This is a genomic window from Methylobacterium durans (genome assembly GCF_003173715.1).
Taxonomy (GTDB): Bacteria; Pseudomonadota; Alphaproteobacteria; order Rhizobiales; family Beijerinckiaceae; genus Methylobacterium; species Methylobacterium durans.
The window spans coordinates 2591953-2614165 of sequence record NZ_CP029550.1 but is presented as its reverse complement, the minus strand read 5'-3'; the positions used below and the strand labels follow the sequence as shown (position 1 = coordinate 2614165).

Below are 22213 nucleotides of genomic sequence, written 5' to 3'. Positions count from 1 at the left end.
GCCTCAGAGCCGCAGGGCGGCGCGCACCGTCTGCGGCCAGTCGGCGACGTCGCGCCCGTGCGTGGCGAAGAGGGCGACCGCGAGACGGTCCATCCCGAAGGCGACGCAGCCGGTATGGGCGGGCTCGCCGTCCGCGTCGCGCAGGTTCCAGGTCGTGCCGAAATGCTCGCGATGGTAGTTGAAGCTCATGCAGGCCGTGCCGGCGGCCTCGCCGCGCAGCGGCACCAGGAGCTCGAACTTCAGGGATTGCTCCAGCTGGCTGAAGGCCATGATCTGGCCGACGCGGCCGAAGAACGGGTCGCTTGCCTGCTCGATCCGGTAGGGCAGGCCGAGTTCGTCGGCGAGCGCCGTCGCGCGGATGATCCAGCGCTCGCGGAAGTCGCGCACCTCATCCGGCGTGCCGATGCGGACGTACTCCCGCATGCGGAAGGATTGCAGCCGGTCGAGATGCGACGACGGCTCGCGGCGAAAACAGTCGCAGGCGACGTCGAAGCGGTATCCGCCCGCCGGCACCGGACCGCGCGCGGCGGCGATCGGGTAGACCGGATAGCAGGCGGCCGGGGTCAGAACGAGGTCGGCGGTCTCGAGTTCCGCCGTCCAGTCGCCGCCCACGGCGTGCAGGTCGGCGGCGGCGCGGATCTCCGCCTCGCTGCCCTCGAGGCAGGAGACGCAGCCGAGGAGGTTCGGGAAGCTCTTCAGGTAGCCGTGGCGCTCCAGATGCGCCCGGCTCATCACGGGGGGAAAGCGGAAAACCTCCGTTTCCGCGTCGCGCTTCGAGGAGATGAGGGCCGCGAGCGCCTCGACCACCGATTCGTAGGCGCCGGTGCGCGCGTAGACGCCCTGCGCGTTCATCGGCCGGAACATCGCGTCGAAGAGCGCGTCCAGCGGATCCTGCGCCGGCGGCGCGGCCGGCACGTCCATGACCTTCATGTTCATGTAGGCGGTTCCTTTGAGCGATTTCTCGGCCGGTCAGTCCCGCAGGGAGGCGGCGACGGGGGACATCAGGGTGAGGGTGGAGAGGTTCGCGAGGATCCGGTCATTGTGGATCATGACCGGCGCCGAGAGGATGTCGCGCAGAGCCCGGCCGACGCTGAAATCGCCGTCCTGCCGGTAGCCCGCGAGGCCGTTGGCGCGTAGCGCGCTCGACACGGCGGCGACCGCGAGTTCGGAGACCTCGACCTTCAGCATCGTCAGCGTCGTCTGGACGTCGAGGGCAGAGAGCCGGGACGGGTCGTCGCCGGCCTGCGCGAACAGGTCGATCGCCTGCGCGATCAGGGCGCGGGCTTGGCGCAGGCTTGAGACGGCGCGGGCGTAATGGACGGCGCCGGGCGGTGCCTGGCCACCCGCTCCGCGAGCTGCCGTCCGGGTGAAGGCCTGCGCCCTGTCGACGGCGCCCGCCGCGATGCCGGCCCAGGCGCTCGACCACAGGATGTGCGAGACTGGGGTCATGGTCTGGCCGTGGATTTCCTGGTAGCGGGCGGCGAGCACCTGCTCGGACTTGGCCCGGGCGCGCAGGCGAAACCCTGCGCTGCAGGTGCCGCGCATGCCGAGCGTCTCCCAGCCGCTGAGGCGCTCCAGAGTGTAGTCCTCCTTCAGGAAGACGCAGAGCACCTGGTCGGAGGCGGCAGCGTCGGCGGACCGGCGCGCGACCGTGACGATCCCGTCGGCCTCCGCCCCGTAGGAGATCACCGTGGCGGCGCGCTCGAGCGTGACCCAGTCGCCGTCCGGCTCGATCGCGGCCGCGGACGAGCGGACGTTTCCGCCGCCCTGCCCCTCGGTGGTCGAGGAGGCCATAAGGAGTTGCTCCGCACCGATGCGGCGCATCACGCCCTCGCACCAGGTCTCGCGCCCGCCGTGGCGAACGATGCAGGCGACCTTGGTCTGGTGCATCGCGAAGATCATGGCGGTGGAGGCGCAGGCGCGGCCGAGCGCGTAGGCGACCTCGGCGAGGTCCTCCGTCGTGGCTCCCTCGCCGCCGAAGGCGATCGGAATGCCGGCGCCGAGGAGTCGCTCGGCGCGGAGTGCCTCCAGCGCCTCGGCGGGAAATCGCGCCTCGCGGTCCACGGCCTCGGCATGCAACGCTGCGATGGCGGCGGCGGCCGCCGCCCGCGCGCGCAGGTCGCTCCCGGTCTCGATGGAGGAGACCGCGTGCCCGTGCTGGATCGTCATGGAACCTCTCGCGCCGTCGCGGGCTTCGGGGCCCGGGCCCCCGGCCGCCAGAATGCGGGCCCGTGGTCCGGCCACTGAAGTACGGCTACTGCTAAAACACCCTTATGCTGATCCTCGAAAACTACTCAGATCGTCCGCAGCGCGGATTAACGAGGATTATCGTTAAATTTGCGCGCTTATTGATTCTGGAGATCGTAGCATCTATTCAAGCTGCAACGGACATCCGCGCGTTAACCTTCGCGCCGAACACAGTCGATTCAGGCATCGGAGGCGCGAGAGCAGCATGTCGCAGATCGTATCGAGTGAGGTGACCGACCGCGCGATGGCGCTCGCCCGCGACATCGCGGCTCAGCATGACGGGATCCGGGAATTCCGGCCGGGCGACGCGCTTGTCGATGTGGGTCTGACGTCCCTCGACCTCGTGAACCTGATGCTGGCGATCGAGGCGGAGTTCGACATCATGATCCCGCCCACCTGCCTCAACCCACAGAACTTCCACTCGATCGAGGCGATTTCCCGCATGGTCGAGGCGGTGCGCACCGGGGCGCATTGAAGGTGGGTGCACGGGCGCCGCGCCCACCATCGCGGGCCGGGGCATCCGAGCGGACGAGGCGGACCTAGAGCGTGGCGCCGGAGCTCCGGGTGACCGGCGGCGGCGCCCAGGAACCATTCAGCAGCGCATCCCGCGGCCAGTAGGTCCTCAGCATCAGGACGAAGGGGCCGGCCGGAGCGGGCAGCCAGTTCGACTCTCTCTGGGCGCCGGGGCTCTCGTGCTGGATGACGAGATCGAGCGAGCCGTCCGGATTGGTCTTGAGGTCGTTGCGCGGGCTGACCGAGTAGCGGTCGAGCGGGTTCTCCACGAAGAAGTAGTCCGCGTCGTACATCGTCAGCGACCAGAACCCGTCGACGGGCGGCAATTCGCCCGCCGGGAAGCGCATCACGTAGGACGCGGTCCCGTTCAGCCGCCGGCCCGCCGCATCGACGGTGGTGGTCGGATAGACCGCATCCTGCGGCAGGTTGCAGCCGAGTCCCACGGCGGCAATGAGGGCGCGCTGCAGGTAGTCTTTGCCGTAATCGCCACCGTCGGTCGTGAAGGTCCAGCCGTTCACGTGGCGGCCGGTCACCTTCATGTGTTCCATGTTCATGTGTTCCATGATGCGGGCCAGCGCCCGCTGCGGCGCCTGCTCGATCGCGCCTCGGACGGAGGGGGCTGGCGCGTCGGATCGAAGGGCGCGCCGGGCACGATGCCGAGGGAGGCCATCTTGGCGACGGCGACCCCGTCCGCGAGGGCCGGCGGATTGTCCTTCATCAGCGCGGCCAGCAAGTTGAAGTAGGTGGCCGCATCCATGCGGTTGACCTGATCGCGCACGGTCGTCTTCGTATCGACGCTCGGATCGACCCGCCCGGCCGGCGGGGTATAGGACCGTCCGGCCGCGCTGGCCGGGACGAGCCGGTACTGGTCCTGCAGCGCGTGGACGGCCTTGTAGTCGTCGGGCGTGCCCGTGCAGTAGGTCCGGCCGAGGATCCAGATCAGGCTGGTGGGCGCCTGGATCAGCTTCGCGCCCGAGGGCACGCTGCCGCTCCAGCCGGGCCCGGCGATGAAGTAGGTCTGCGGACCGGTGCCGGTCGTGCGCTTGCCGGGCACCGCGAAGACGTCCGTCCAGGCGCTCAGCATCGGCATCAGGAAGTAGCGCCCATCCGCCTCCGGGATGCTGAGCAGGACGGGGTCCTTCCCGACATCGACGAACGCGCTCGAATACAGTGTGTCCGCGTTGGGAGCGGTCACGGCCCGGAACTGGGCGTCCGGGTAGGTCCGCATATTGGCGAACTGCCCCATCGGGGCGCTCTTGTCCTCGGGCGCCGCCACGTTGGTGAGAACGCGGCGGGTCATCTCCATGGTCACGAGCGGGTAGCCGTAGATGTAGGCCTCGGTCGCGAGTTCCAGCGGATCCGCCACCGCGTTGTTGCCGATGAGCGGGGCGTCCTGCGCCGTGTTCTGGGCCCGGGCGGGCGGGCATGCGGCGCCGACGAACGGAACCGTGACGGCGCCTGCGGTGAAGATCAGCCGGGTGACATCCATGATCGCCTCCTCGGGATGACCCGCCGATACGGATCGCGCCAGAACCGGTCGATCCGTTGACCAAGTGGCCGACAGCAAGCTCGAAGACGCGCGAGGCTCCGTTCCGGGGCGCCGCCTGGGCCGCCCAAGTCGTGCTGCCCGAGTATCTGCTGCACAAGTCCTGCCGCGCGAACGAGCTTGCCGCGGGATGACTTTCAGAATTCAGGCCGGACCGTATCACCTCTCCAGCCGAAGACGACAAACAAATGCGAAGTGCTCCGAGTCGGCATATTCCGCTCCCTTGAGGCTCAAGCAGTACGGATCACGCACGTTCTTGCTTGGAAAAATCGGGTCCGACCGAAATCCTTTGCGGGGACTTGCATCGGGTCATCCTGCCGTTGAGCCTGGCGGAGGCTCCTGCCCTCACGGGTTCGAGACGACGGGCGGCTTTCCGTCCGTCGTGAATGCGGCCTCGAAGGCACCCCTCTCCGTGTCGGCGCGGCAGCGGACCGTGCCCGGCGGCTTGTAGGGGTTGGAGAAACGGCAGGCGCCGACCGCCTTCGCGCGCTCGGACCTTCCGCCCGTGCCGAAGATGATGCCGTCGATCGGCTGCACGGCGCTGTCGGAGTTCGGCTTCACCTGGTCGCTGCCCATCCCCGTGAAAGTGAGCGCCGCACCATCCTCGGCGATGAAGTAGAAGCCGACCCGGCCGTTTCGGTAGATCGTGTTGAGGAAGCGCCCCTTGCAGCTGCGCGACAGATCGCGGCCCGCGACGACGAGGCGCTCGCAGATGCCGTCGGCCGAGACGAAGGTCGGCAGCGCGGCCGGCTCCGGCGCCGCCCGAACGGCGCCCGGAGGGACGAGGATCGCGGCGAGCGCGAGGGCGGCGGGTCGGATCATCCGGCCACGATAGCCGTGCGCGTCCTCCTGTCGAGGCGCCCTCAGAGGCGCATCGTCCCGTCGCAGATCCGGGCGAAGGTCGAATCGTCGAGGGGGCGGTAGGCGTTCGCGTCCGAGACGAGAAGCGGATCGGACACCCGCGCCGGATCGAACCCCTCGGACGCGAGCGCCGCCTTCTTCTGCTTGAAGGTCTCGGTCAGCCCGATCTCGGAGCAGAGCCGCAGGGCGACCGGGCGCGCGTAAGGAGGCAGCCGCTCGGCGATCTCGGCGTGGAGGCGGGCGCCGTCGAAATGGGGCTCGACGGTGAGGGCCGCCATGCCGGCGCGGCCGTCGGAACCGGGGACCGCGACTCCGTAGACCATCGCCTCGCGCACGCCGGTGCAGGCGCACAGCGCCTCGGCGACCTCGGTCGTGGCGACGTTCTCGCCCTTCCAGCGGAAGGTGTCGCCGATCCGGTCGACGAAGTGGAAGAAGCCCTGCGCGTCCTGGCGCATCAGGTCGCCGGTGCGCATCCAGGCGTCGCCCGGCTTCAGCACATCGCGCAGCACCTTCCGGTCGCTGTCCGCCGCGCTCGTGTAGCCCTCGAACCGGTGCTCGGCCTTGGCCGAGAGGCGCCCGAGCAATTCCCCGGTCTCGCCCCGGTCGCAGGGGAGGCAGAAGCCGTCGGCACCGCGGACGGGCGCTCCGGCCTCGACGTCGTGGCGCACGAGGAGAGCGGGCGAGCGGTGGGCCATGAAGCTCGGCACGCGGCCCACAGCCCCCACCCTGCCCTCGACATTGTAGAGCGAGACCGTGCCCTCCGTCGCCGCGTAGAATTCGAGGATGCGGGGAATCGCGAAGCGGCTCTCGAAGCGCGCCCAGACATCGGGGCGCAGGCCGTTGCCGGCGCAGAGGCGCAGGGCATGCGCGCGCTCCAGCGGGTGTTCGGGGGCGAGCGTGAGGTAGCGGCAGAGCTCGCCGATATACTGGAACAGGGTGCAGTCCTCGCCGACCACGTCGTCCCAGAAGCGGCGGGCCGAGAATTTCTCCCGGATCACCACCGAGCCGCCGCCGAGGAGCACGCTGCCCGTCGCCACGACGCCGCCGACGCTGTGGTAGAGCGGCAGGCAATTGTAGGTCCGGTCCTCCGGCGTCGGCTCGATCAACCCGGCGAACCAGTGCGTCCACATCATGATGCGGTGGTGGCTCACGCGGGCCGCCTTCGGCAGGCCGGTGGTGCCCGAAGTGTAGATGAGGAGCGCCTCGTCGGTGAGGGTCACGGCGGGCGCCTCGTCCTCGGCGAGCGGTCCGCCCGCATACTCGGCGGCGGCGTCCCCGATCCGTTGGAAATCGGCGCCCGCCCCGTGCCACCAGACCGCGGGACGCTCGGCGAGATGCCCCTGCGCGCCCGCGAGCACCTCGGCGAGGCCGACCTCGACGATCAGGCAGCGGGGAGCGGCGACGGCGATGCAGTGGGCGAGTCCCGCTCCGCGCAGGTTCGTGTTGAGAAGCGCGACCCGCACGCCCACCCGGGTCAGCCCGAGCCAGAGGGCGAGGTAATCTGGCCGGTTGCGCATCAGCAGGCCGACCGTGTCGCCCTTGGCAAGGCCCTCGGCGAGCGCCCAGCGGGCGTAGCGGTTCTGGCGGGCGGCGAGGTCGGCGTGGCTCAGCCGCTCGTCCTCGCCGATCAGCGCCGGCCTGTCGCCGTGCAGGGCGGCCAGCTCGTCGATGACGCGCGGGAAGGTGCGCTCGGGCCGGGCGTCGATCTGCGCCGTGCGCTCGAGGGCGCCGATCCAGCCGAAGGTGGAGGAGCGCTTCGCGGGGATGGGGGCTGAGGCGAGCATGAGAATGCCGTGAGGACCGGGTCGTTATCGGTGGCGGTGCGGAAGCCGCGCCGCCCACCTCTCCCGTTCGGGAGAGGTCGCGTGCGCGTGAGCGCACCGGGTGAGGGGTGCGACTTGTCCGGAAGAACCTGTATCCCTCACCCCAACCCTCTCCCGAACGGGAGAGGGAGCCCGTCGACGGCGTCAGGAGCGATCGGTCTTCCCGCGTATCGCGTGGGGTCCTCCGAGACCGGCACGCTCGGCCGCAAGGTCCGCCGTGCCACCTCCCCGAGCCAGGCGCGGAACAGGCGTGCGGCCTCGGCCTGCCAGGCGGTCTGAAGGGGCGGGGCCGGGTCGATGGCGGGATAGTCCGCGAAACGACCGCCCCTGGAGACGAAGGCCGAGAGGTGCGCGGCCGCCTCCGGGGCGAAATAATGCGCGGGCAGCACCGGCGCGGTCGCGCGCTCGTCGGCGAGAAAGCGGCCGACATCGCGGCGATATTCCCGGGCGAGGCTGTCGCCGTCGTATTCCGGATGACCCTGCAGGAAGACGAGGAGGCTCGCGCCCTCGCGCGCGAACAGGTCGACGCCGACCTCCTCCGAGCGGCGCAGCACCGTGTAGCCGGCGGCCGTGAGGTCAGCCTCGCCGAGGTCGTTCCAGCGGGAATGGGGCACGGGCACGACGCGGGGCGCGCCCGCGATCAGGGGATGGCGCGTGGCGGCCGCGCAGGCGTAGATGCCCGAATGCTTGGCCTGGAGCGGGCGCCGCTCGACGCCATCGAGATGAAGCACCGCGGCGTGGGCAGCCAAGCACGAGAACAGGGTCGAGACGGTGTTCCGCGCGGCCCAATCCACGATCTCCCTGAAGACCGGGTAGTAGGGCTCGTCCGAGAGACGGGCAGCCCGCGGCTCGCAGCCCGTGACGACCAGCGCGTCGAGGCCCGCATGGGCGAGGGCGGTGTGGGGGGCGTAGGCCGCATCGAGATGGGCCTGCGCCTGCGCGCCGCGCTCCAGCCCGGCCAGCGAGAACAGGCGCAGGTCGACCGTGACGCCCGACGTCTCGAGCAGGCGGCGGAACTGGCGCTCGGTCGCGACGAGGGCCGCGTCCGGCATGTTGTTGAGGAGGCCGACGGTCAGGCGCGGTGCGGGAGCGGCGGCATGACTGGCGGCCTGCGAGCCGGGCGGCAGCACGATCGGCTCTCCCGCCCCGTCACCCTGCGGCACCTCCAGCATGTCGGCCTCTCCTCGGAATTCGGATTCAGGCGGCAAGTGAAGCGGGTCGGGCGGCCGCGAGCGCCTGCTCCAGATCGGCCTTGATGTCATCGATGTGCTCGATGCCGACGCTGAGACGGATCATCTCGGGGAAGACGCCCGCGCTGCGCTGCTCGTCGGACTTCATCTGCCGGTGCGTGGTGGAGGCCGGGTGGCAGGCGAGCGACTTCGCGTCGCCGATGTTGACGAGACGCTTCACGAGCTTCAGCGCGTCGTAGAAGCTCTTGCCGGCCTCGAAGCCGCCCTTCACCCCGAAGGTCAGGAGCGAGGAGCCCTGACCGCCGAGATATTTCCGGGCCATCGCGTGATGCGGGCTGTCGGGAAAGCCCGCGTAGTTCACCCAGTCGACGTCCGGATGCGCCCGCAGGTATTCGGCGACCTTGCGGCCGTTCTCCACGTGCCGCTCGACGCGCAGCGCCACCGTCTCGATGCCCTGCAGGAGGAGGAACGCGCTCAGCGCCGGCAGCACCGCGCCGGTGGTGCGCTGGTAGACGCTGCGCGCGCGGGCGACGAAGGCGCCGGGGCCGAAATGCTCGGCGTAGACGAGCCCGTGATACGAGGCGTCCGGCGTGCAGAACATCGGGAAGCGCTCGGGCTCCGCCATCCAGTCGAAGCGCCCGGCCTCCACGATGACGCCACCGAGCGTCGTGCCGTGGCCGCCCATGAACTTGGTGAGCGAGGCGATCACGATATCGGCTCCGTGCTCGATCGGCCTCAGCAGGATCGGCGTCGCGACCGTATTGTCGACGACGAGCGGCACCCCGTGGGCGTGGGCGACGCGGGCGAGCGCCGCGATGTCGCAGATGTTGCCGGCCGGATTGCCGATCGACTCGCAGTAGACCGCGCGCGTATCGGCATCGATGAGCTTGGCGATGTCCTCGGGGCTGTCGCTCGCGGCGAAGCGCGTCGTGATGCCCTGGCGGGGCAGCACGTGGGCGAGCAGCGTATGGGTGGTGCCGTAGAGCTGGGGCACCGAGACGATGTTCCCGCCATGGTCGGCGAGCGTCGCGATGGCATAGTGCAGCGCCGCCTGACCGGTGGCGACGGCGAGCGCGGCGTGGCCGCCCTCGAGGGCCGCCACCCGCTGCTCCAGCACCGAGACGGTCGGGTTCGCGATGCGGCTGTAGCGGAAGCCCTCCTCCTCCAGGTTGAACAGGGCGGCGCCGTGGTCGGCGCTGTCGAAGGCGTAGGCCACGCTCTGGTAGATCGGCACCGCCACCGCGTGCGTGGTCGGATCGTGCTCGAAGCCGGCGTGGACGGCGATCGTCTCGCTGCGCATGGAAGGTCCGTCGTGAGAGGCGCTGGGGGCGTCCTGCACCGGGCGATGCGCAAGGCCCGCGCCAAGCCTTGCTGTTCCACGCCGGTACGATTGCTGAAGACAGATGGTTAAGACTCAGGCCGCCCGCGGATGCGGTGAATCATCTGCGAAGATCTGATGTTTCCGGCTCGCTCTGCTTCTGTCCTTCATGACCGGCAGGCCGCCGGATCTCGGCGCTTTATCCGCACGGCGTCTCGTCGCGGGCCGGCAGTCGCGCGTGCGGAGCAACGACCCTGTACCGGCGCGAGACGGAATCGTCCCGACATTGGATGAGTGATCCAGCGATACCAATAAATCCCGGCCCAGATCAGAAAAACCAAGCCGCGACGCAATTAATCATGTCGCCATATCGGATCTTGCGGTCCGCGATGACCTGCCGCTTATAGGAAGGCACGGACCCGATCTTTCAGCCCGACGATCCAAGACAGGGAGCCTGCCGTGCCGACGACCCCGATGATCCCTTCCGTCACCACGGTGGACCTGAAACCCGCCCCGATCGAGCCGAGCTGGATCCGCGAAGGGCAGCCCGTGGCGCGCAACGCCACGCTCTCGCGGAGCGCGGACGGCATGGCGAGCACCCTGGTCTGGGATTGCACGGCCGGCACGTTCGACTGGTTCTACGACATCGACGAGACGATCCACTTCCTCGAAGGCTCCGCCACGATCAGCGACGGGCACGCGCCCCCGAAAACCTTCCGGGCCGGCGACGTGCTGTTCCTGCCCCAGGGCGCGGTCTGCCGCTGGCACGTGGAGAGCTACGTCCGCAAGGTCGCGTTCTGCCGGCGCGTTCAGCCGAAGGCGGTGACGCTGGCCATCCGCGTGCTGGGCCGCCTCAAGCGGACGCTCGGCCGCAAGCCAGCCCGGAAGACGTCCGGCTTCCTCGAAGCCGCCTGATCCCTCCCCCCGACCTTCCTGGAGGCGGCCCCATGGCCACGGCATCGCCCGAGACGACGTCTGAGACGACCTGGACCTTCTTCGAGGGCGCCTGGCACCCCGGCAACGTGCGGATGATGGGCCCGCGCACCCATGGGGCCTGGCTCGGCTCGACGGTGTTCGACGGGGCCCGCGCCTTCGAGGGCGTGACGCCGGACCTCGACCGGCACCTCGCGCGGGTCAACCGCTCGGCCGTGGCGCTCGGGCTCAAGCCGAAGGTCGCCGAGGGGGAATGGCTCGCCCTGGTCGAGGAGGGGCTGCGGCGCTTCCCCCACGACGCCGAGCTCTACATCCGGCCGATGTACTGGGCGGAGGACGGGTTCGCGGGGGGCGTGCGCTTCGATCCCGAATCGACCAACTGGTGCCTCAGCCTCTACCACGCGCCGATGCCGCTGCCCGTGGGCGCGCGCGCGACGCTCTCGCCCTACCGGCGCCCCTCGATCGAGACGGCGCCGGTCGATGCCAAGGCCGGCTGCCTCTACCCGAACGGGACGCGGGCCTTGATCGAGGCGCATGGGCGCGGCTTCGGCAATTGCCTGATGCGGGACGGGCTCGGCAACGTCGCCGAATTCGCCAACGCCAACGCCTTCTTCGCCCGCGACGGGGTGGTGTTCACGCCGGTGCCGAACGGCTCGTTCCTGGCCGGCATCACCCGGGCGCGGGTGATCGGCGTCCTGCGCGAGGCCGGCGTCACGGTGGTCGAGGCGACGCTGGCTTACGAGGATTTTCTCAAGGCGGACGAAGTGTTTACGGCCGGCAACTTCGCCAAGCTCGCCCCCATCACCGCCCTCGACGAGGCCCGCTTCGAGCCGGGCCCGATCTTCCGCAAGGCGCGCCAGCTCTACTGGGATTTCGCACACGGGTGAGGCGGGACCTCAGCGCTCCCGCAGCGCCTGCTCCCGGATCGCCGTCAGCGTCAGGCCCGGCGAGATGGCCTCCTTGGCGACCTTCAGGTGGATGATCGAGGGCTGGCCCGAGGCGCGGGCGGCTTCGAGCGCGGCGGGAAATTCCTCGGTCGCCTCCACCGTCACGCCGAAGCCGCCGAAGGCGCGGGCGTAGGCGGCGAAGTCGGGATTGCGGAGATCCGTCGCCGAGACCCGGCCCGGAAAATCTCGCTCCTGGTGCATCCGGATGGTCCCGTAGCTGCCATTGTCGGCCACGATGCAGACCAACGGCAGGTTGTACTGGACGGCGGTCGCGAATTCCTGAGCGCTCATCAAAACGTCACCGTCGCCGTTGATCGCGATCACGGTGCGGGCGGGGTGCAGGATCTGCATCGCCACCGCCGCCGGCAGGCCGTAACCCATTGATCCGGAAGTGGGAGCGATGTGCGTGCCGGGCTGCCGGAAGCGGTAGAACCGGTGGATCCAGGCCGCGTAATTGCCCGCGCCGTTGCAGATGATCGCGTCACCCGGCAGGGCGTCGCGCAGATGCACCATCACGGCGCCCAGATTGACGCGGCCGGGCTGGGGCGTCGGAACCTCGCTCCAGGCCAGGTACTCCGCGTGCGCGGCTTCCGTCTCGGCGGCCCAGGGGAGACGGGCGGGGGGTTCGAGCCGCGCCAGCGCCGCGGCGGTGCGGTTCGCCGAGGCGTTGACGGGCAGGTGCGGCACGTAGACCCGGCCGATCTCCTCCGCCCCTGGATGGATGTGGACGAGGCGCGTCCGCGGCCCCGGGATGTCGAGGAGGGCGTAGCCCTGGCTCGGCACCTCGCCGAGGCGCCCGCCGAGCACGATCAGGAGGTCGGCGGCCCGCACCCGGGCGGCGAGCTTCGGGTTCGCCGCGAGGCCGAGGTCGCCGGCATAGGACGGGTGCAGCGGGTCGAACAGGGGCAGGCGCCGGTAGCTCGTGGCGACGGGCAGCCGGAACCGCTCCGCGAAGGTGCGCACGTCCGCGCAGGCGGCCTCCGTCCAGCGGCTGCCGCCGAGGAGAAGGAGGGGCCGCTCGGCCTCCGCCAGGAGGGCTTCGAGCCGCTCCATCTCCTCAGGCCCCGGCGCGGCCTCGACCGGCTGCCAGGCCGGCGCGAGCGGGCCGGGGCAGGGCTCCTTCAGCATGTCCTTCGGCAGGGCGAGCACCACGGGGCCGGGCCGGCCCGAAGTGGCGGCGTGGAAGGCACGGGAGACGTATTCGGGCACGCGGGCGCCCTGGTCGATCTCGGCCGCCCACTTCGCGAGCGGCCCGAAGGCCGCGCGGTAATCGACCTCCTGCCACGCGTCGCGGTCGCGGTAGCCCCGCTCGACCTGACCGACGAACAGGATCATCGGCGAGGAATCCTGCTGGGCGATGTGGATGCCGGCCGAGGCGTTGGTGGCGCCCGGCCCCCGCGTCACGAAGCAGATGCCCGGCCGCCCCGTCGCCTTGCCGTGCGCCTCCGCCATCATGGCGGCGCCCCCCTCCTGGCGGCAGACGGTGACGGCGATGTCGGCGTCGTAGAGCGCGTCGAGCACGGGCAGGAAGCTCTCGCCCGGCACCGTGAAGACGTGGCGCACCCCGTTCGCCTGAAGCTGCGCGACGAGGGCCTGGGCGGCGGTGCGGGCTTCGATCGTCATGGGGCTCCGGTCTCCGCGGCGCGCGCCTCTCCCCGCAGGAAGGGTGCCGGCACCCTACCCGCGAAACGTTAGCGGGACGTCTCGGGCGCCTCGTCGCGCAGGGCCACGCCCTCGAACAGGTGGCGGCCGAGCGGGTCCATGCGGAAGCCGACGACGCTCCGGCGGAGCGCCATGTGCACCACGGTGTGGGCGAGGGGCACCCAGGGCGCCTCCCGCCGGAAGATCCCTTGCGCGTGCCGGTAGAGCGCCGTGCGGGCGGCGACGTCGCTCGTGCGGCGGGCCGCCTGGATGGCGGAATCGTACTCCGCGTCGCACCAGCGGGCGAGGTTGGCGCCGCCGGGCTCGGCGGCCTTGCAGCCGAGCAGCACGTTGAGGAAATTGTCCGGGTCGCCGTTGTCCCCGGTCCAGCCGTAGAGCATCGCCTGCGGCACGCCGCCGTAGAGGGCCGCGCGGTAGGCGCTCCAGGGCTCGGTGACGAGGCGGGCGCGCACCCCGATCCGGGCGAGGTCGGCCTGGATCATGTCGGCGACGCGGCGTCCGTCCGGGTTGTAGGGCCGGCTGACCGGCGGGTACCAGAGGTCGGTCTCGAACCCGTGCCCGTGGCCCGCCTCCTTGAGGAGCTGCAGCGCCTCCGCCCGGTCGAACGGGATGTCGGGCAGGCCCGTATCGCTGGCCCAGAGGCCCGGCGGCAGGGGCCCGCGCGCGACGAGGCCCGCCGCCCCGTAGGCCGCCTCCACGATGGCGCGCCGGTCGATGGCGAGGTTGATCGCCCGGCGCACGCGCACGTCGTCGAACGGCGCCTTTCGGGTGTTCAGCGCGAGATAGGCGACGTTGAGCTCGGCCTTCGAGATCAGCGTGAGGTTCGGGTCCGCCTCGATGGTGGGGAGGTCCGTCGGCGCGGGGAAGGCCATCACCTGGCACTCGCCCGCCTTCAGCTTGGCGAGGCGCACCGCCGGGTTCGGCGTGATCGAGAAGACGAGGCCGTCGATCGGTTCGAGGCCGGGCTCCAGCGCCTCGGGCGCGCGCCAATAGGCGGCAAAGCCCCGGTAGCGCACCGCGATGTCCGGCCTGTAGCCGGCAAAGCTGAACGGACCGGTGCCGATCGGCGCCCGTTCCAGCTCGTCGTGGGCGCCGGCCGCCGCGAGGATGTCGGCGTATTCGGCCGAGTGGATGGCCGCGAAGGCCTGGGCGAGGTTCGGCAGGAAGGTCGCGTCCGGCTCCTTCAGGCGGAAGCGGATCGTGCGGGCATCGAGCGCCTCGACGCCCTCCAGGAGGTCCGCGAGGCCGAGATCGCGGAAGTAGGTGAAGCCGCTCCGGGCGCGATGGAACGGGTGGTCCGGCTTCCACTGGCGCAGGAAACTGAACAGCACGTCCTGCGCCTCCAGGGTCCGGCTCGGCGTGAAGCGGGCATTGGCGTGGAAGCGCACGCCCGTGCGCAGGGTGAAATCGTAGGTCCGCCCGTCCTCCGAGACCCGCCAGGACTCGGCGAGGCCGGGCCGGATCACGGTGGTGCCGGGGCTGAACTCGACCAGCGTGTTGAACATCTGCCAGGTGACGTTCATCGCCGTCGTGGTGGTCACCGCCGCCGGGTCGAGGGATTCCGGGTTGCCCTCCGAGCAGAAGACGAGGGTGCGGGCCGAGGCCGGGAGGGGGAGCCCCGCGAGACCGACGCCGAGGGCGGCCGAGAGGGCGGCGATGGCGAGCCTCATCCGACCGCCTTCGCGAGCACGGGGCGCTCGCCCTCCGCGAGGGAGGCCGGGAACTCGATGCGGACGCGGGTGCCCTCCCCCGGCCGGCTCTCGATGGCGATGCGGCCGCCGAGCTTGGCGGTGACGAGGTTGTGGACGATGTGCATGCCGAGCCCCGTGCTGCCCCGCGAGCGGGCGGTGGTGAAGAACGGATCGTAGATCCGGTCGAGGTTCTCGGGCGGGATGCCGCGCCCGTCGTCGGCGATCTCCAGGCGGATCGTGCCGGGCCGAACCTCGGCGACCGTGACCGCGATGTGCCCCGGCCGTCCGCCCGCGAAGCCGTGCACCACCGCGTTGGTGATGCAGTTCGTGACCACCTGGGCGAGGGCGCCGGGATTGGTCTCGACGGAGAGGGCCGGGCAGGTGCGGGAGACGGCGTGGCCGCCCTGGCGCAGCAGGGGCTTCAGGCTCGCGAGGAGTTCGTCGAGCCACGCGTCGAGGGGAAGCGGCGCTGCTCGTCGCTGACGCGGTCGACGGCGACCTGCTTGAAGCCGTGCACGAGGTCGGCGGCGCGGGCGAGGTTGGTGCAGAGGAGGGCCGCGCCCTCGCGAACCCGCTCGACGTAATGGGTCAGGCGCGAGCGGGAGAGCTGGCCGGAGGCCAGCGTCTCGTCGAAGGCCCGGGTCTCGTCGCGCACGACCGTGGCGGTGGTGAGCGCGAGGCCGAGCGGCGTGTTGATCTCGTGGGCGACGCCCGCCACGAGCTGGCCCAGCGAGGCGAGCTTCTCGGCCTGGATCAGGTCGGTCTGGGCCTGGCGCAGGTCGAGGAGGGCGGCGTCCGCCTGGTCCTTGGCGCGGCGAAGCGCCTGCTCGCGCCGGGCAATCTCGGTGACGAAGACGTGCGTCGCCCGGGCGATGTCGCCGAGCTCGTCCCCGCGGGAGAGGCCGCTGACCTGTCCGCGCGCGGGGTTCGCCGCGAGCGCGATCATGTCCCCCTGCAGCGCCCGCAGCGGCGTCGTGATCGAGCGGGCGACCGCGAGCGCGACCAGGGTGCCGACGAGGAGGCCCGCCGTCGCCCCCGCGAGCAGGATCCGGCGGACGGAGGCGCCGAAGCTCTCGGCATCGCCGATGAAGGCGTCGTTGAGGCTCTGGGCGCTGGTGCTCACGGCCCCGGCGAGCTGGTCCATCTCGGCCAGCATCTCGTTCTGGCGCTCCAGGCCGCCGACCGTCGTGGTCAGCCGCTTGCGCCAGCCGTCGACGGCATCGACCATCTCGGCCTGGATCAGGGGCGAGATCGGCAGGGCCTCGGCGCGGGCCGAGAGGCGCTCGCCCTCCCCGAGCATCGCCTTGACCGCCAGAACGTCGCGGCGCCCGAGCGCGTCGGCGGTGCGCTGCCCGAGCCGCAGGGTGGTGACGGCGATGTTCTGGGTGGCCTGCTCGGTCTCGTTGGCCTCGACCGCGTAGGTGAGGAGCTGGGCCACCTCCTCGTGCAGGGTGCGCTGGCCGGACGCGTCGATCTTGAGGAGGCGCTCGGACCATTCCACGAGGTCGCGCCCCACGCGCTCGCGCGACGCCGCGGCCTCGTCCGCGGCGCGCTCGGCGAGGCCCGAGAGCTCGTCCGCCTCGCGGGTCCGTCCCTGCGCGCGCAGGGCCTCGCCGAGGCCGCGGGCCGAATCCCGCAGGCGCTGCCCGGCGAGCGGCTCGGAGGAAGGGGCCCCGCCGGGGCCGGCCTCGGCGGCGGCGGCCCGCACGCCGTTGATCTGGCTCAGCACCTCGCGGGTGGCGCTCAGGCGCTGCACCTTCTCGGTGAGCGAGAGCACGAGATCGGCGTTCGAGGCCTGCTGGCGCAGGCGGGCCCGGTCGGCGAGCTCGACGAGGCGCCCGGCCCGGGTCGCCATCTCGCTCACCAGGGCGTCGTTCTCGCGGGTGACGCGGACGAAATCCCGCATCCGCGCGAGGTAGCGGGCGAGCGCCCCGCGCGCGGATTCGATGCGGGCCATCTGGTCGGTGGTGCGGACGTAGAGCTTCAGGCCGTCGAGGCCGGTCCCGGCCTCCGCGGTGAGCAGGACGAAGCGATCGGCATGGGCGGCGCGCTCGCTCGCGCGGGCACCGACGTAATCGTCGCGCACCATCCGGGCCAGCGCGAGGACGCGGTCGACCTGGCCGGCGAGGACGGCGCCGCCGCGGGCGCGCTCCTCCTGCGCGAGGACGAGCCAGCCGGCCGCGGCGATCGCGGCGGCGATCAGGATCGGGACGCCGCCGACGAGGAGAATCTTCCGCCCGACCCGCATCGATACGCCTATCAAACCCCTCGCCCCGCGCGGCATCGCGGAAGGAGGGCCCGCGCGGGCGGAGGTCTCGCGGGAAACACCGGCTCCGGCGCGTGAAACCCGTCGAACGAACGGGCGCCAGTGTAGATTTTTCGTGCAGGCGGGCAAGCGCGAGGCTGCGCCGGAGGTCCGGCGGCCCGGCGCTCAGGGCGTCACGAGGGCCTTCGCGCGGGTGCCGGCGGGCGGGCCGCCCCGGGCGCCGGTCCGGCGCGGGCGCGCACCGGGGCGGCCGGGCTTGCGGTCCGGACCGGCCGCCGCCGCGCCGAAGCGCTCGGCGAGGCTCGGCACCGCGGGAGCGGGGGCCCCGCCCCCGTGCAGCAAGTCCGCCAGGCGCTGGGCGGCCTCGGGATCGGCGTCGAGCAGGCTCTTCTCGAAATGGGACATGGTCTCTGTCCGGATCCTCGGCGGATCGGCGATGAGGGTGCGGGATTCGCCTTGCGGGCTGCCTCAGGCGATCCGTCGAATTGCGCGGATCCCTCGGCATTTCGCGGCGGATCCGCCGCGATCAGGGATGCTGGCCGCCGCGCATCTGCGGCGGGGTGCCCGCGAAGGAGATCACCCGCACGAGGCGGCCGTTCGGGCCCGCCGTCCCGGCCGAGCAGGCGGCCACCGCGTAGGGCCACGCCGCCTCGCGGCAGAGGGGGGCGCGGGCCGGCTCCGCCGCCGGAGCGGCCACCGGCGCGGCGAGCGCGGCACGCGGCGCCTCCCGGACCACGTCCTGAACCGTCTCCTGAGCGGCCTTCGCGTGGTCTCCGGCGCCCGGCGTCGCGAGGGCGAGGCCGGCGGCCAGGGCGGCGCTGACGCCAGCGAGATGAACGAAGATCGACATGGCACCCTCCCGCCCCTGTGCGGCCGTTCCCGCTGCCAGGATGTAGCGCGTGCGCATGTCCGCCGTTTTGCGTCGGCCGTGACAGGATCCGGTGACGGGCCCCGAAATGTTGCGTCCGGCCGCGCCGACGCAACAAAGCGGGCGGCTGCGACGCCGCGAGCCCCGCGGGCCTGAGACGATTCGCCGGTCCGCGGCGCCTCGCGGCGCCCCTTGGTGGGGGCGGCGGCGTGATCTATCTCGCTTCCCGTCAAGCGGCCCGCGCTCCAACGAGGCCGCACCAGAGGAACGTCGTCCAGGATGCGCAAACACCCCACCCTCGCCGCGGGCCTTGCCGCGGCTCTCGCTGCATGTCTCGCCGCGCCGCCGGCCGAGGCGCAGATCCGCAATGCGCCGGCGCCCCGCGCGCTCGAATTCGCCGCCTATATCTTCGCGGCCTCGAACGTGTGCGGCTACCGCATCGGCACCGAGCAGTTCGAGGCGCTGCTCGCCAAGCAGAACACCCGCGCCGAGGATGTCAGCCCCCGCGGGCCCTTCGGCAACCGGGTGCAGACCATGTTCGCCCTGATGTCGAACCAGATGGCGCAGAACCGCGAGCGGGCCTGCCTCGCGGTGGCCGGCGAGTACGGGCCCGAGGGCAACGTCGCCAAGAACGTGCTGCTGCCGGCAGCCGCGGCGGCGCCGCAAGGGTCCGAGACGCCGGCCGCGCCGCCGGCGTCCGCGCCACCCGCTGAGGCTCCGAAACCCGCGCAATAGGGCCGGCCCACCCCGGCGCGGCGTCTGCTAAGAGGGGTCTCGACCGCGCTGGAGACCCGCCATGCCCGACGCCCTCAACCCCTTCCGCGACTGCCTCGGCGAGGGCGGCGTGCTGTCGGAGCCCGTCCGCATCGCCGCCTACACCCTCGACCACCGCGCGCTGATGCGGGGGGAGACGGAGGCGGTGCTGCGCCCGCGCAGCGTCGAGGCGGTGCAGGGGCTGGTGCGGCTCGCCCGCCGGCATGGCTACGGGCTCGTGCCGCAAGGGGGCAATACCGGCTATGTCGGCGGCGCGACCCCGGAGCCCGGCCGGCGCCAGCTCGTGGTGAGCCTGGAGCGGATGACCCGCATCCGCGCCGTCGACCCGCTGAACTTCACGCTGGCCTGCGACGCGGGCACGATCCTCGCCGAGGCGCAAGCGGCGGCGGCCGAGCACGACCTGCTGCTGCCCTTGAGCCTCGGCGCGGAGGGGAGCTGCCGGCTCGGCGGCAATCTCGGCACCAATGCGGGCGGCCTGCAGGTGCTGCGCTACGGCATGACCCGCGACCTCGTGCTCGGCCTCGAGGCGGTGCTGGCGGACGGCGCGCTGTTCTCCGACATGCGGACCCTGCGCAAGAACAACGTCGGCACCGACCTGAAGCAAACCTTCATCGGGGCCGAGGGCACCCTCGGCATCGTCACCGGGATCGTCCTGAAGCTGTGGCCGGCGCAGAGCTTCCGCGCCACCGCGTGGCTCGAACTGAGCGCGGGCGCGCCGCTCCCCGAGATCGCGGCGCTGGTGCGCCGGGAGACGTCCGATCTCGCCAGCACCTTCGAGCTGATCTCGGCCTCCTCGCTGGGCCTCGTCGCCGAGATGCGCGGGTCGGACCCTGGCGTGAAGGCCGGGCCCGGCGGGGCGGTCCTCCTCGAGCTCCAGGCCTCCTCCGCCCGCATCCCCCTCGACGACGTGCTGCTGGGGACCCTCGAACTCCTGATGGAGCGGGGCTACGTCGCGGACGCGGTGCTCGCCCAGTCCGAGGCGCAGCGCCGGGCGATGTGGGCGATCCGCGAGACCATCCCCGAGGGCGAGAAGCACGCGGGCGGCTCGGTGAAGCTCGACATCGCGCTGCCGGTCTCGCAGCTCACCGCCTTCCTGGAGCGGGGCGGGGCGCTGCTGGCCGCGCGGATGCCGGAGGTGCGGCTCTCCTTCTACGGCCATGTCGGCGACGGCAACATCCACTACAACCTCGTGGTGCCGCAGGGGCAGGACCGCCTCGCCTTCACCCGCGCGGTCGAGGCCGGGATCGCCCACGACCTCTACGCCCTCGCGATCGACCTCGGCGGCAGCTTCAGCGCCGAGTACGGCATCGGCCGCTTCAAGCGCGATCTCCTCGCCCGCTACGGCGACCCGACGCGTCTGCGCCTGATCGCGGCGGTGAAGCGCGCCTTCGACCCGGAGGGCGTGATGAACGCCGGGGCGATGCTGCCCGATTGAGGGGGCCCTCACGCCTGCGGCAGGTCCGGCACGATGCCGAGCGCGTCGAGGCCCTCGTCGAGGAGGTCGCCCGCGTCGGGCGTGCCGAGGAGCTCGTGCGCCGCGCCCTCGCCCACGCCCTCGCGCTCGCGGGCGAAGCGCACCGCGTCGGCCCATTCCTCGGGCTCGTAATCGCCCCGCCCGACGTAGAGGAGCGCCAGGAGGTTCGCCCGCTCGTCGTCGTTGAGGCCCGCGATCATGCCGCGCACCTCGCCCTCGGTGGCGTCGTCCGTGCCGGAGACGAGGACGTCCGTCGAGCCGTCGTCGATCGGGTTCGAGCCCGAATCCGGATCGGTCGCCCCTTCCTTCACCTCGATCGCCCGCAGACGCAGGATGATCTCGGTGACTTTGTCGACGGCGATGTCCATGGGTGACTCCTGAGACGGGAGGGGCGGGACGCCCCGGCGCACCGACAACCCCCGAGCGGGCGAGCGGTTCGGCCGCAAGCGCGCGCAGCCGCCTGTGGGCCGCGGCGCGCGCGGTCCTTTCCGGCCGGGCTTGGCCGCTCTAACTCGGCTCGCGTGCCGACGATCCTGCCAGACCTGCCCGCTCCCTTGCCCGCCCTCCGCCGCCGCGCGGCCGCCGGCCTCGCGCTCGCGACGATCCCGCTCATACCCCTCGGCGCAAGCGCGCAGGGCGAGGGCGCGGCGCCGGCCTGCTTCCTCACCGGCGGCGGCGGCCTGGAGATCTGCCGCAGCGGCGGCGAGGCGGAGGGCGTGCTGTTCACGCCGCGCCCCTGCGAGTACGCGGCCGGCGTCCAGGTGCTGCGGCTCACCGGCGTGAAGGGCGCGCCGGGCCCGCTCCAGGCCGTCTACCAGGGCGAGACCCCGCCGGAGCGGGCCCGCGGGCGCCGCGGAGAGGCCGCCCCTTGCGAGTTGCGCCGGGCCACGAACCCCCTCGACGGCGGCTCCGTCCGCTCCGGCCGCAGCCCCGAGCAGCTCGCCACCACCCTGCCGCCGACCGGCTACCGCCTCTGGGAGATGGCGCGCGAGGCCGCCCGGCCCGAGCGCCCCCGCAAGCGGCGCGGCGGGCGCGGGAGCGCGAGCGCGCGGAGGCGCCGGCCGAGGCCGCTGCGGAGGGGATCGGCGCCCGCGACCCCGTGGTGGTGACGGGCCGCAACTGGGCCGGCGACGAGTATTATTACGTCTTCCTCCTCGCCACCGCGACGACGGAGGGCGGCAACCGCCGCGTCCAGATCCAGGCCCGCACCTACGATTTCGAGCGCTTCGACGTCCGCGGCAAGGGCGAGGACGGCAACCCGGCCTGGGTGCCCTTCCAGCCCGAGGAGGAGCCGGGCCGCCGGCGCCGGCGCGGACGCCCGCGGGAGGCGGACAACCCGAGCCCGGCGGCGGTGCTCGACGAGGCCGGCAAGCCGATCCTCGGCCATTGCCCCGGCCAGGGCTTCGACACCCAGGGGCTCGTCGGCTCGATCAGCGTGGTCGATCAGGTCTACCACTGGTTCTACACGGACGTGCTGCCCTCCGATTGCAACGAGCCCGTCCTCAAGCGGCGCACCGCCCTGTATCTCCGCACCAGCCGCGACCTGACCGCCGACCGGGTCTGGTCGGCGCCCCGCACCGTGGCCGAGCCGCTGCCGGCGGCGAGCCGCGTGCGCGTAGCCAAGGCGAAGGGCATGGAGCGCTGGGCCGTGGCCTACGCCTGCAACCGGCCGGCCAACGCCCCGGGCGGACCGGTCGCGGATCTCTGCGTGCAGTACACGGCCGATCTCTCGATCGGGACGCTGGCCGGGCTGGCCTGGTACGCCGAGCCCGTGGCGGCGATGCGCTCGCCCCACTATCTCGGCCTGCGCTCGGGCGGCGACGGCAGCGGCCGCTACGGCCGGTCCCACCATTTCTGGATGACCGACCGCTACGGCAACCTCGACACGCCGGCGAGCTTCTCGGCCAAGGCCGGCTTCCTGACCTGGCTCGACCGCCTCGCGCCCCGGGAGGACGGGACGGAGGCGTCGAGCGTCTACGGCCGGCCGGTCTACTGGGCGACGTGGTCGGTGCGGGTCGTGGGCGCGCGGTAGCGGCCGGTTCGGGTGAGCCGCCCGAGCGCGGATGAAGCGCGGGTCACCTTTGCCGAACGGGAGAGGGC

Annotated in this window: 18 protein-coding genes and 2 pseudogenes; 7 read left to right on the top strand and 13 right to left on the bottom strand. The window is 72.0% G+C overall.

The features are described from left to right. Nucleotides 1-3 precede the first annotated feature (3 nt). The gene (locus DK389_RS11945) at nucleotides 4-936 is read right to left on the bottom strand and encodes an amino acid--[acyl-carrier-protein] ligase (protein WP_109889824.1); all 933 of its coding nucleotides are present in this window, start codon (nucleotides 934-936) and stop codon (nucleotides 4-6) included. 33 nt (nucleotides 937-969) lie between these two features. Beyond that, on the bottom strand, nucleotides 970-2169 hold the full coding sequence (locus DK389_RS11940) for an acyl-CoA dehydrogenase family protein (RefSeq protein ID WP_109889822.1): 1200 nt from the start codon (nucleotides 2167-2169) through the stop codon (nucleotides 970-972). A gap of 283 nt (nucleotides 2170-2452) precedes the next feature. Here DK389_RS11940 and DK389_RS11935 point away from each other — a divergent pair, with 283 nt between their 5' ends. Then, entirely contained in the window at nucleotides 2453-2722 is a 270-nt protein-coding gene (locus DK389_RS11935) for a phosphopantetheine-binding protein (RefSeq protein WP_109889820.1), read from the top strand. 64 nt (nucleotides 2723-2786) lie between these two features. On the opposite strand, the pseudogene DK389_RS11930 reads toward DK389_RS11935, so the two are convergent. The 5 genes and pseudogenes from DK389_RS11930 to DK389_RS11910 all read right to left on the bottom strand — a co-directional run bounded on the left by DK389_RS11930 (nucleotide 2787) and on the right by DK389_RS11910 (nucleotide 9480). Next, nucleotides 2787-4249: pseudogene (locus DK389_RS11930) on the bottom strand (DUF1254 domain-containing protein). A 402-nt stretch (nucleotides 4250-4651) separates the two neighbouring features. After that, the gene (locus DK389_RS11925) at nucleotides 4652-5128 is read right to left on the bottom strand and encodes a hypothetical protein (RefSeq protein WP_109889818.1); all 477 of its coding nucleotides are present in this window, start codon (nucleotides 5126-5128) and stop codon (nucleotides 4652-4654) included. A gap of 41 nt (nucleotides 5129-5169) precedes the next feature. Next, nucleotides 5170-6951 carry a long-chain-acyl-CoA synthetase gene (locus DK389_RS11920; protein ID WP_109889816.1) on the bottom strand — a complete coding sequence of 594 codons (1782 nt, stop codon included), beginning with the start codon at nucleotides 6949-6951 and terminating at the stop codon, nucleotides 5170-5172. Between the two features lie 137 nt (nucleotides 6952-7088). Beyond that, on the bottom strand, nucleotides 7089-8162 hold the full coding sequence (gene metA / locus DK389_RS11915) for a homoserine O-succinyltransferase MetA (RefSeq protein WP_109889815.1): 1074 nt from the start codon (nucleotides 8160-8162) through the stop codon (nucleotides 7089-7091). Nucleotides 8163-8187: 25 nt separating this feature from the next. Next, entirely contained in the window at nucleotides 8188-9480 is a 1293-nt protein-coding gene (locus DK389_RS11910; protein WP_109889813.1) for an O-acetylhomoserine aminocarboxypropyltransferase/cysteine synthase family protein, read from the bottom strand. Nucleotides 9481-9972: 492 nt separating this feature from the next. Here DK389_RS11910 and DK389_RS11905 point away from each other — a divergent pair, with 492 nt between their 5' ends. Both DK389_RS11905 and DK389_RS11900 read left to right on the top strand, forming a co-directional pair. Further along, complete coding sequence (locus tag DK389_RS11905; protein ID WP_109889811.1) at nucleotides 9973-10413, top strand: cupin domain-containing protein; 441 nt, start codon at nucleotides 9973-9975, stop codon at nucleotides 10411-10413. 32 nt (nucleotides 10414-10445) lie between these two features. Next, entirely contained in the window at nucleotides 10446-11318 is an 873-nt protein-coding gene (locus tag DK389_RS11900; RefSeq protein ID WP_109889809.1) for a branched-chain amino acid aminotransferase, read from the top strand. Nucleotides 11319-11327: 9 nt separating this feature from the next. Here DK389_RS11900 and DK389_RS11895 read toward each other — a convergent pair whose 3' ends face one another. The 5 genes and pseudogenes from DK389_RS11895 to DK389_RS11875 all read right to left on the bottom strand — a co-directional run bounded on the left by DK389_RS11895 (nucleotide 11328) and on the right by DK389_RS11875 (nucleotide 17847). Further along, nucleotides 11328-13001 (bottom strand): thiamine pyrophosphate-binding protein, encoded by a 1674-nt coding sequence (locus DK389_RS11895; protein WP_109889808.1) that lies wholly within the window; start codon nucleotides 12999-13001, stop codon nucleotides 11328-11330. A gap of 68 nt (nucleotides 13002-13069) precedes the next feature. Next, a complete protein-coding gene (locus DK389_RS11890) occupies nucleotides 13070-14710 on the bottom strand; it encodes an ABC transporter substrate-binding protein (RefSeq protein ID WP_109889806.1) in 1641 nt (546 codons plus the stop codon). Beyond that, a pseudogene (locus DK389_RS11885) lies at nucleotides 14707-16979 on the bottom strand (ATP-binding protein). The gene DK389_RS11890 and the pseudogene DK389_RS11885 overlap by 4 nt, the downstream one beginning before the upstream one ends. Nucleotides 16980-17162: 183 nt before the next feature. After that, complete coding sequence (locus tag DK389_RS11880; RefSeq protein WP_109889804.1) at nucleotides 17163-17402, bottom strand: hypothetical protein; 240 nt, start codon at nucleotides 17400-17402, stop codon at nucleotides 17163-17165. A gap of 121 nt (nucleotides 17403-17523) precedes the next feature. After that, on the bottom strand, nucleotides 17524-17847 hold the full coding sequence (locus tag DK389_RS11875) for a hypothetical protein (protein WP_162560613.1): 324 nt from the start codon (nucleotides 17845-17847) through the stop codon (nucleotides 17524-17526). Nucleotides 17848-18144: 297 nt separating this feature from the next. Here DK389_RS11875 and DK389_RS11870 point away from each other — a divergent pair, with 297 nt between their 5' ends. Together DK389_RS11870 and DK389_RS11865 are read left to right on the top strand one after the other, a co-directional pair. Then, the gene (locus DK389_RS11870; RefSeq protein ID WP_109889801.1) at nucleotides 18145-18600 is read left to right on the top strand and encodes a hypothetical protein; all 456 of its coding nucleotides are present in this window, start codon (nucleotides 18145-18147) and stop codon (nucleotides 18598-18600) included. A gap of 61 nt (nucleotides 18601-18661) precedes the next feature. Beyond that, nucleotides 18662-20074, top strand: a complete 1413-nt coding sequence (locus tag DK389_RS11865) for an FAD-binding oxidoreductase (protein ID WP_109889799.1) — start codon at nucleotides 18662-18664, stop codon at nucleotides 20072-20074. An 8-nt stretch (nucleotides 20075-20082) separates the two neighbouring features. On the opposite strand, the gene DK389_RS11860 is transcribed toward DK389_RS11865, so the two are convergent. Next, nucleotides 20083-20481 carry a DUF3775 domain-containing protein gene (locus DK389_RS11860; RefSeq protein WP_109889797.1) on the bottom strand — a complete coding sequence of 133 codons (399 nt, stop codon included), beginning with the start codon at nucleotides 20479-20481 and terminating at the stop codon, nucleotides 20083-20085. Nucleotides 20482-20667: 186 nt separating this feature from the next. Here DK389_RS11860 and DK389_RS34180 point away from each other — a divergent pair, with 186 nt between their 5' ends. Then, nucleotides 20668-21222 (top strand): hypothetical protein, encoded by a 555-nt coding sequence (locus tag DK389_RS34180; RefSeq protein WP_236960822.1) that lies wholly within the window; start codon nucleotides 20668-20670, stop codon nucleotides 21220-21222. Then, a complete protein-coding gene (locus DK389_RS34175; RefSeq protein WP_236960821.1) occupies nucleotides 21219-22145 on the top strand; it encodes a hypothetical protein in 927 nt (308 codons plus the stop codon). Before DK389_RS34180 ends, DK389_RS34175 begins: the two co-directional genes overlap by 4 nt. Nucleotides 22146-22213 lie beyond the last annotated feature (68 nt).